Here is an 8,620-nt window from a genome sequence, read left to right as displayed (position 1 = left end):
ACCAACAAAGACCCGCCCACCCCGATCGCCCCCGCCAGCGCGTACAGCACCCCGTAGCCGCCCAGGTGCGTCACGACCGGGGCCGCTATTACGGGGGCCAGGACCTGGGGGAGGGCGTTGGCTATGTTGATGACGCCCAGGTCGCGGCCCCGGTCTGCGGCACTCGGCAGCACGTCGGTCAGGAGGGCGAAGTCGACCGAGGTGTACACCCCGTACCCGACGCCCAGCACCAGCGAGGCCACCACCGCCCCCGTCCACGTCTGCCATACCGCGAGCAGCAGCGTCGCCGCCGAGATCACCAGGCCGGACCACACCACGAAGACCTTGCGCCGGCCCGTGCGGTCCGACCAGATGCCGCTGACCACCACCGTGCCCAGCAGCGTCACCGCGTCCAGCGCGGTCAGGATGAGCACCCCGGTGTCCGCGTCGCCCGCGTAGTGCACCGCGTCGGTCAGGTAGTACAGCAGGTACATCGTGCTGATCGAGTACGACAGGTTCATCAGGAAGCGCGTCAGCCACGCCCAGCCGAAGTCCGGGAAGCGGGAGGGATTTATCCAGAAGCCACGCATGAACTCCCGCCAGTGGAAGGGGAGTTGAGCGGCCGGCAGTAGGCGGGTGTCCCTGCGCATCGCCACGTACGGTACGGCTGAGAGCAGGGAAAAGGCCGCGCACGCCGTGTAGCCCGCCCCGATTCCGCCCGCCGCCGTCGCCAACGCCGTGCCCACCAGGATGCCGCCCACCTGTGACACTCCCAGCCAGCCGCCCACCATTCCGCGTTGGCGGTGTGGGACCTGGTCCGGGACCGCGGCCGTCAGGGCGGCGAACGACGCGTTCAGGGCCAGCTGCACCAGGCACCAGCCCGCCGTCATCACCGCCACGCTCGGCGCCCATGCCAGGACGAGGAGGCCCGCGAACCCGCCCGCGCCGCCCGCCGCGACCCAGGGGATCCGGCGGCCCACCCGCGCCGCCGTACGGTCCGACAGTGCGCCGAACACCGGGTTCGCCACCATCGACACCGCCGCCCCAATTCCCGTGACCAAGGCGAGAGTTGATGCCTTGTGGGTGGGCGTGAAGTGTTCGGCCTGGCGGGCCAGGAGCAGTTGCAGCGGGCCGAACCAGCCCACCCACACCCCCAGGTTGGCCAGGGACAGCGCCCCCACCCAGCGCCCGCCGGGCCGTTCCCCCTCGCCCGCACCCGGCTTGCCCAGGGCTCTGGCCCCGGGCCCCAGTGTCACCGCCCGTACCCGAAGACATCGCTGGCGGCACCCCGGATGACATCGCGATACCAGGCGTACGAGTCCTTCGGCGTGCGCGCCAGCGTCTCGTAGTCGACGTGGACCAGGCCGAAGCGCTGCCGGTAGCCCTCCGCCCACTCGAAGTTGTCCAGGATCGACCAGATGAAGTAGCCGCGTACGTCCACGCCTTCCGCCATCGCCCGGTGCAGGGCGCGCAGATGGCCGTCGTGGTACGCGATCCGTCGGGTGTCGGCCACCCGTCCCGGCTCCTCCGGGGCGGGCCCGTCCCCGTAGGAGCAGCCGTTCTCCGTTATGAGGAGAGGGGGCAGTGAATTTCCGTACCGTGTACGGAAGTTGGTGAGCAGCTCGTGCAGACCGTCCGGGACCACCGGCCAGCCGAAGTCCGTGCGCTCGTGGCCTTCGATCTCGTGCAGGCCGAAGGGGAGGTCCGGCGGGAGTTCGATCCCGGCGAGGGTTGTTACCGCGTCCGCCTTCGGTGCGCCCACCAGTGCCGGGTTGTAGTAGTTGATTCCGTACCAGTCGAGGGGCGTTGAGATGGTCTTCAGGTCCTCGGCGACCGGGCCCGGCATCAGGTCGGCCCAGCCATCGGGGTAGGTGCCGGTCAGGATCGGGTCGGCGAAGAGACGGTTCATCAGCGTGTCGTACAGCTCGGCGGCCGCGCGGTCCCCGTCCGTGTCGCCCGCCGTCCACACCGGGCTGTGCGAGGCCGCGATGCCGATCTCCCGTGCGCCGGCGGCCCGCAGTGCCTCGACTCCCATGCCGTGGGCCAGGAGCTGGTGGTGCGCGACCGGCAGCGCGTCGAAGATCAGCCGCTTTCCGGGGGCGTGTTCACCGAGCCCGTACCCGAGGAGAGTGATCTCGGCGGGCTCGTTGAGGGTGATCCAGCGCGGCACCCGGTCCGCGAGCCGCTCCGCGACGATCGAGGCGTACGAGGCGAACCGCTGTGCCGTGTCCCGGTTCAGCCAGCCGCCGTGCTCCTCAAGGGCGAGCGGGGTGTCCCAGTGGAACAGGGTGGGGACGGGGGTGATCCCGGCCGCGCACAACTCGTCGACCAGGCGGTCGTAGAAGTCGAGGCCCTGTTGGTTGACGGGGCCTTCACCGGTCGGCCGGACCCGGGACCACGAGACCGAGAACCGGTAGGCGCCGACGCCCAGTTGGGTCATCAGCGCGACGTCCTCGCGGTAGCGGTGGTAGTGGTCGGTGGTCCTGTCCGCGTGCGAGCCGTCCTTGATCCGGCCGGGTTCCTTGGTGAACGCGTCCCATGTGGACGGGCCCCGGCCATCGGTGTCCACCGCGCCCTCGATCTGGAACGCGGAGGCGGACACCCCCCACAGGAAGTCGGACGGGAAGGCGGGCAGCGGCGGCAGAGGCGGCGGCGTCATGGGGGAACCTTTGAGCCCGGGGCTGTGTCCTGTCAATGGAAAGTGAACAATTTTCAGGTTCTAAGGAGTAGCAGCTTGCAGCAGTCCGCACCGCCCACCGCGCCCCGCTACCTCTACCTCGCCCGGCACGGCGACGCCGGCCATGAGGGCCCTGCCCTCACCGACGCGGGGCGGCGCCAGGCCGCGTTGCTCGGGCGGCGGCTCGCCCGGGTGCCGCTGGACGCCGTGCACCACGGGCCACTCGGCCGGGCCGCCGAGACCGCGCGGCTCATCGCCGCCGAGCTGGACGGCGCAACGGTCACGGAGGCCGAATGGGCCGGGGATTACGTGCCGTACTGGCCGGAGCGGGGCGAGCTCCCCGCATCGGACGCCGACCGCATCCTCGACTTCCTCGGTGACCCGGAGCCGGGCGAGCGGGAGGCCGGGGCCAGGCTCGTGCGGGAGGCCATGGCGCACTGCACCGGGCCCTTCGGCGGACCCTCCCCGCGTCACGAACTCGTCGTCACCCACGGCTTCCTCATCGGCTGGCTGGTGCGCGCCGCGCTCGACGCCCCCGACTGGCGCTGGATCGGGCTCAACCACTGCAACGCCGCCCTGACCGTCATCCGGTACGCACCCGACCGGCCCGCCTCGGTGCTGCTCTTCAACGACATGGCGCACCTGCCCGCCGAGCTGAAGTGGACCGGGTTCCCCAAGGAGTTCGGGGCCGAGTTCGGCGAGCTGGGGGTCTGAGTCCCACCCGTACGCACACCGCGGCCTCCCGCCCCGAAAACCCGGGTGAAACATTGCGGGGGGCCTCGCGCGTCAGTGGGGTGTAGGGGGAGAACCAGCAACGGGCGGGGGCGGGGCGGGCCGTGAGGCAGCCGTGGAGACAGGGGCGGCACGGGGTGCCGGAGGGACCGGGCCCGGCGGAGATACCGAGCGGGCCGCGGGTGCGGTCGGTCCGGGCCGAGGAGTTCCGGGAGTTCGCGACGGGGCGCGCGGCGCAGCTCTTTCGGTCCGCCTGCCTGCTGACCAGCGGGGACACCCATCTCGCCGAGGACCTCGTGCAGGAGACGCTGGGCCGGATGTACGCGCTGTGGGGGCGCGTCTCGCGGATCGACAATCCGGCGGGCTATGCGCAGACCGTGCTCGTACGGGCCTTCCTCACCCACCGCCGGCGCCGCTCGGCCACCGAACGGCCGCTCGGTGAACTCCCCGACCGTGCGGCGGCCACCGGCGAGGACCCGGCGCTGCGCGTGGCCCTGCTCGACGCGCTGGGGCAGCTGTCGCCCAAGGACCGGGCGGTCATCGTGCTCCGCTACTGGGAGGACCGCAGCATCGAGGAGACGGCGGACGCCATGAACGTCAGCTCGGCCGCCGTCCGCACCCGCTCGGTGCGCGCCCTCGCCAAGCTCCGCGAACGTCTCGGCGACTCCCTCGCGGAGTACGCCTCCCACTGACACGCCCGGGCCTCAACTCCCCCGCGTTCAATGGCAGTTGCATCCCTTTCCAGCGACCAGATTTCAGTGACCAGATTCAGTGACCGGATCAGGAAAGCGTGGTTTGTCATGCCCTTTGAGGACCGGCTCGGCGAGGCCATGCGGCACACCGGGGACAGCTTCGAACTCGGCGACCGCCGCGACCTGGTGGAGTCCGGCCTCGTCCGGGGCCGCCGCCGGCTGGCCCGGCGCCGCACGGCCGCCGTCACCGGCAGCGTGCTCGCGCTCGCCACGGTGGGCCTGGGAAGTGCGTACGCCGCCGGGTTCATCGGGGGCGGCGGGGGCTCCTCGGTGGCAGCGCCGCCGAAGCCGACGCAGCAGGCGGACGGGGCCATGAGCGGCGAGAAGATGGTCGCGCTCTTCAAGTCGCTGCTGCCCCCGGGCACGGTGACCAAGGAGCAGGGGAGCGGGCCGGGCGATCCGGAGGCCTCCGGCAAAGCGGACGCCTCGCCCACGGCGTCCGTGTCCGGGGTGTTCGACGACGGGAACGGGCCCGGCCTGGTCGCTCTGGGAGTGAGCAGGGTCGATCCGGCCGCCGAGTCCAGCCGCGAGCAGGTCACCTGTCCCGCCAAGGCCTTCGTGGGCTACGACTCCTGCCAGACCGAGCAACGGGCCGACGGCTCCCGGTACATGCTGCTCCAGGGCTACGAGTACCCCGACCGGCGCGAGCTGACGAAGGACTGGCGGGCCGTGCTGCTCACCCCGAAGGGCGCCCTGATCGATGCGAGCGAGTGGAACGCGCCCGCCGAGAAGGGCGTCCGGGCCAGCCGGGAGACCCCGCCGCTCACCGCCGGGCAGCTCAAGGCGCTGGTCATCTCGCCCAAGTGGCTCTCGGTGGCCGACGCCCTCCGCGCCCCCGAGAAGCCCGCGAAGCCCGAGCGGTCCGCCGGCGGCAGGCCCTCCGCCGAGGCGGTCCAGAAGCAGCTGGTCGCGCTGCTCCCTGCGGGCAGGGGGCTCAAGGTCGGCGAGAAGGGCGGCCAGGACGGCTACGCCTTCGTCGTGCTCGACGACGGCAAGGGCAAGAGCCTGGTGCAGATCAATGTGCAGTCCGGGATGTCGGACGTCGCCCCGGAAGGTACGACCTCGACGCTGCCGGACGGCACCGTGGTCGGCCTGGCGAAGAAGCCGGGCGAGAAGGGCGGCGCCGGGGTGGCCTGGTGGATCGCCGACACGGTGCGGCCCGACGGGTTCCGCGTCGTCGTCTCCGCCTTCAACACCGGCAACCAGAACAAGGCGGCCACCCGAGCCGAGCCCGCCCTCACCCTGGGCGAGCTGAGGACCATCGCGCTCGACCCGCGCTGGCTCACCCTCAAGTGACCTGTCGACAGGGCTGTCCCAAGTGCCAAGGGGACAGGGCTACTTCGCGTCCGAGTAGCGCTCCACCACCGCCGTCGTGAACGGGAAACGCACCGGCGTGTGCCCGAAGGTGATCCGCCCGGCCAGTTCGCCGGCCTCGCGGATCGCCTTCGTCACGACGTCCGCCTCCTCGGCCGGGCAGTGCACGATCACCTCGTCGTGCTGGAAGAAGACCAGCTCGGCCCGGAGCCCGGCCGCGTCGATCGCCCGGCGCAGTGCGGCGAGCAGCAGCAGCGCCCAGTCGGCGGCGCTGCCCTGCACCACGAAGTTCCGGGTGAACCTGCCGCGCGCCCGGGCGTCGCTGGAGGTATACCCGGGCGTGAACTCCCCACCGGGACCGGCCAGTTGATCGTCCTGCTCCTGAGGGATGCCCGCCTCGTCGGCCTCGCCCGCACCGGCGGCGGGCGGGCTGGTCCTGCCCAGCCAGGTGCGTACGAGCCGGCCCTCCTCGCCCGCCTTCGCCGCGTCGTCGACGTACGCCACCGCGAGCGGGAAGCGTCTTCGCAGCGCGGCCAGGTTCTTGAGGCCGTCGCCCGAGGTCTGGCCGTAGACGGCGCCGAGCAGCGCGAGCTTGGCGTGTTCGCGGTCGCCGGAGAACGCCCGGTCGGACAGCGAGGTGTACAGGTCGCCGTCGTGGCCCGCCACCTCCATCAGGCCGGGGTCGCGGGAGATCGCGGCGAGCACCCTCGGCTCCATCTGGTCGGCGTCGGCCACCACCAGACGCCAGCCCTCGTCGGCGACGACCGCCTGCCGTATCACCTTGGGGATCTGCAGGGCGCCGCCGCCGTTGGTCGTCCAGCGCCCGCTGGCCGCGCCGCCCGGGGTGTACTCGGCCCGGAAGCGGCCGTCACGCACCCAGTCCTGCAGCCAGCTCCAGCCGTGCGCGGTCCAGATCCGGTACAGCTTCTTGTACTCGATCAGCGGCTCCACCGCCGGGTGGTCGAGCTCGGCCAGCTCCCAGCGCCGGGTCGACTTGATGCGGATCCCGGCCTCGCCGAACGCCTTCACCACATCGGCGGGCAGGTCCGGTCTGACCCGCCGCCCGAAGGCCGCCGACACCTGGTCCGCGAGCTCCGCCAGGCGGCGTGGCTCGCCCCCGCCCCCCGTGCGGGGCGAGCCGCTGGCGTACCGCTCGCCGAGCAGGCCGTGCAGCACCTCGCGGTGCACATCGGCCCGCCACGGCAGGCCCGCCCGGTTCATCTCGGCGGCGACCAGCATCCCCGCCGACTCGGACGCGGTGAGCAGCCGCATCCGCCCCGGGTGCTCCGCACGGTCGTGCCGGCGCTGCTGGTCCGCGTACACCTCAAGCAGCGCCTCGAAGGGCAGCTCCGCCGTGTTCTGGGGCTCGAAGAGGGAGGACTGCGAGCCCGGTTCGGCCGCGCGGGGTGGCGGGTCGGCCGGTACGGGTCTGTTGTGGAGGCGGGCCCAGGCGGCCGCCGCCGAGCGGGGCTCGCCGAGCCTGCCCTCGTGGCCGAGCAGCAGCAGCTCGGCGTCCTCGATGTCGTAGCACCGCTCGACCCTGACGCCGGCCGCGAGCAGCCGGGGGTAGAGCTCGGTGGTGGACCGCCACACCCAGCGGCCCACCTCGGGGCGCGCGCGGACGGCCACGACCAGGTCGGCCTCCTCGCGCACCTCGCCCGCGGGCAGCCCGTCGTCCCCGAGGGGGGCGAGCCGTGCCCCGCCGCCCTCGGTCGCCGCGATGGCCCACCGTTCGTTCACGCGATCGAGTCTGGCACCCGCCACTGACAACGGCCCGCAGCCGCGACCCGGCATGCGCAAAAGGGCGGCTACGCCACCGCGTGCAGCATCGCCGCCGCCTCCCCGCGCGAGCTCACCCCCAGCTTGGCCAGGATGTTCGCGACGTGGAACTTCACCGTCGACTCGCTGATGTGCAGTTCCTCGGCGATCGTCCGGTTGCGGTGCCCCCGGGCGAGATGGCCGAGCACCTCCGCCTCGCGCGGGTGCAGCCCGGCCAGCGGGTCGACGCGCGGGCTCGGCGCCGTGCCCAGCGGCAGGGTCGCGGTGACCGTGGTGCCCCAGCCGGGCAGCGCGTCCACCGCGAGGGTGCCGCCGAGCGCGGCCAGGCGCTGGGCCACCCGATGGGTGTCGAACGCGGCCCGCGACAGCTCGCCGGGCCCGTCGTCCCGTACGGCCGCGACCAGTTGGCAGTTCACGATCCGCCAGCGCACATGGATGCGGCGCACCCCCTGCTGGCCGGCCATGGCGAGCACCAGGGCGCGTACGGCGGCGCGTGAGAGGTGCGCGACGTCGGCCGCGACCGACATCTCGGCGGTCTCCGCCTCCGGCGGCGCGAATTCGAGCCGCACCTCGCTGTGGCGGAGCAGCGGCTTCAGGGAGTCGGCGAGCCGGGCGAAGGCCTCGGCGGCCGGCTCCTCCGTGAGCTCCTGGTTCCGGTCGGCCTCGGCGCGCAGCGCGACCAGGGCGGACACCGCGAGGTCGACGGCGCGCGAGCGGGCCGCCCGGTCCTCCAGGTTCTTGCTGCGCAGCACCCCGAGCAGGGCGGTGAGCGCGGCCTCGTGGGCCTCGCCCAGTTCGGCGATCACCCGGGCCCGCTCGGCTGCGGTGGACCGCGACTGGGCGAGCGTGCCCGGCACCGCCTCGATCGCGAGGCGGGCCCGATGGCCGGTCACCAGGTCCCACAGATGCTGGACGGTCTCGCCGTCCGCCTCCGTCAACAAGGCTCCCGGCGACTTGCGTACGAGAACGAGCAGCGGTGGCCGCGCGGCCATGGGCGCGGCCTCGCTCGCGACCGCCACCACGGCTTGTTCCACCCCGCCGATCACGGCCGTGCCCTGCCAGGGGAGGCCCGGTGTGACGAGCGGGCCGAGCTCCTGGAGGTCGGCGACGGCGATCCGGGCCGCCCCCGTGTCGCTGTGCACCTTGAACGGCGAGTGGGCGCAGTGCCCCGACAGCTCGGCGGCCACGGTGTGCGGGACCAGCGGCGCGATGGCCTCGGAGAGGGTCGGCAGGATCTCGTCCAGCGGCCCGCTCACCAGCTCGGCGGCGCGCGCGAGGGCGAAGGCGGCGGGCGTCGTACCGGTACCGGCGCGGGGTGCGGTGCGGCTCGTGCGGGGCTCCATCACGCCAGCGTACGGTCGGCGCGGCCGTCCGTGCCCAGCCTTGT

At 73.0% G+C, this 8,620-nt stretch carries 7 protein-coding genes; 3 read left to right on the top strand and 4 right to left on the bottom strand.

All coding sequences use genetic code 11. The annotated features are described in order from the left end of the window. The coding region (locus ADK54_RS40245; RefSeq protein ID WP_420717481.1) for an MFS transporter at positions 1-1,235 on the bottom strand (1,235 nt) is incomplete at its 3' end. Next, on the bottom strand, positions 1,232-2,638 hold the full coding sequence (locus tag ADK54_RS40240) for a GH1 family beta-glucosidase (RefSeq protein ID WP_078967017.1): 1,407 nt from the start codon (positions 2,636-2,638) through the stop codon (positions 1,232-1,234). The genes ADK54_RS40245 and ADK54_RS40240, both read right to left, overlap by 4 nt. 75 nt (positions 2,639-2,713) lie before the next feature. Between ADK54_RS40240 and ADK54_RS40235 the strand changes: the two genes are divergently transcribed. From ADK54_RS40235 to ADK54_RS40225, 3 genes are all read left to right on the top strand, one after another. Next, positions 2,714-3,370, top strand: a complete 657-nt coding sequence (locus ADK54_RS40235; RefSeq protein ID WP_053730819.1) for a histidine phosphatase family protein — start codon at positions 2,714-2,716, stop codon at positions 3,368-3,370. A gap of 200 nt (positions 3,371-3,570) precedes the next feature. Further along, positions 3,571-4,080 carry a SigE family RNA polymerase sigma factor gene (locus ADK54_RS40230; protein WP_053730818.1) on the top strand — a complete coding sequence of 170 codons (510 nt, stop codon included), beginning with the start codon at positions 3,571-3,573 and terminating at the stop codon, positions 4,078-4,080. Positions 4,081-4,188: 108 nt separating this feature from the next. Beyond that, entirely contained in the window at positions 4,189-5,436 is a 1,248-nt protein-coding gene (locus ADK54_RS40225) for a hypothetical protein (RefSeq protein ID WP_063802159.1), read from the top strand. Positions 5,437-5,475: 39 nt separating this feature from the next. Here the strand turns inward: ADK54_RS40225 and ADK54_RS40220 are convergent, their stop codons facing one another. Both ADK54_RS40220 and ADK54_RS48460 read right to left on the bottom strand, forming a co-directional pair. Continuing rightward, positions 5,476-7,194: a bifunctional 3'-5' exonuclease/DNA polymerase gene (locus tag ADK54_RS40220; protein WP_053730817.1), complete on the bottom strand. Its 1,719-nt coding sequence runs from the start codon at positions 7,192-7,194 to the stop codon at positions 5,476-5,478. A 68-nt stretch (positions 7,195-7,262) separates the two neighbouring features. Beyond that, the gene (locus ADK54_RS48460) at positions 7,263-8,576 is read right to left on the bottom strand and encodes a LuxR C-terminal-related transcriptional regulator (RefSeq protein WP_053730816.1); all 1,314 of its coding nucleotides are present in this window, start codon (positions 8,574-8,576) and stop codon (positions 7,263-7,265) included. Between the last annotated feature and the right edge of the window lie 44 nt (positions 8,577-8,620).

It is taken from the genome of Streptomyces sp. WM6378 (genome assembly GCF_001279695.1).
Lineage (GTDB): Bacteria > Actinomycetota > Actinomycetes > Streptomycetales > Streptomycetaceae > Streptomyces.
Note: the sequence above shows the minus strand (reverse complement) of the source record. Positions and strands in the feature narration are given on the sequence as shown.

Bases quoted from the DNA above. Each gene is read 5' to 3' on its own strand.
- ADK54_RS40240 (WP_078967017.1), bottom strand. From the start codon at position 2,638: ATGACGCCGCCGCCTCTGCCGCCGCTGCCCGCCTTCCCGTCCGACTTC.
- ADK54_RS40225 (WP_063802159.1), top strand. From the start codon at position 4,189: ATGCCCTTTGAGGACCGGCTCGGCGAGGCCATGCGGCACACCGGGGAC.
- ADK54_RS48460 (WP_053730816.1), bottom strand. From the start codon at position 8,576: ATGGAGCCCCGCACGAGCCGCACCGCACCCCGCGCCGGTACCGGTACG.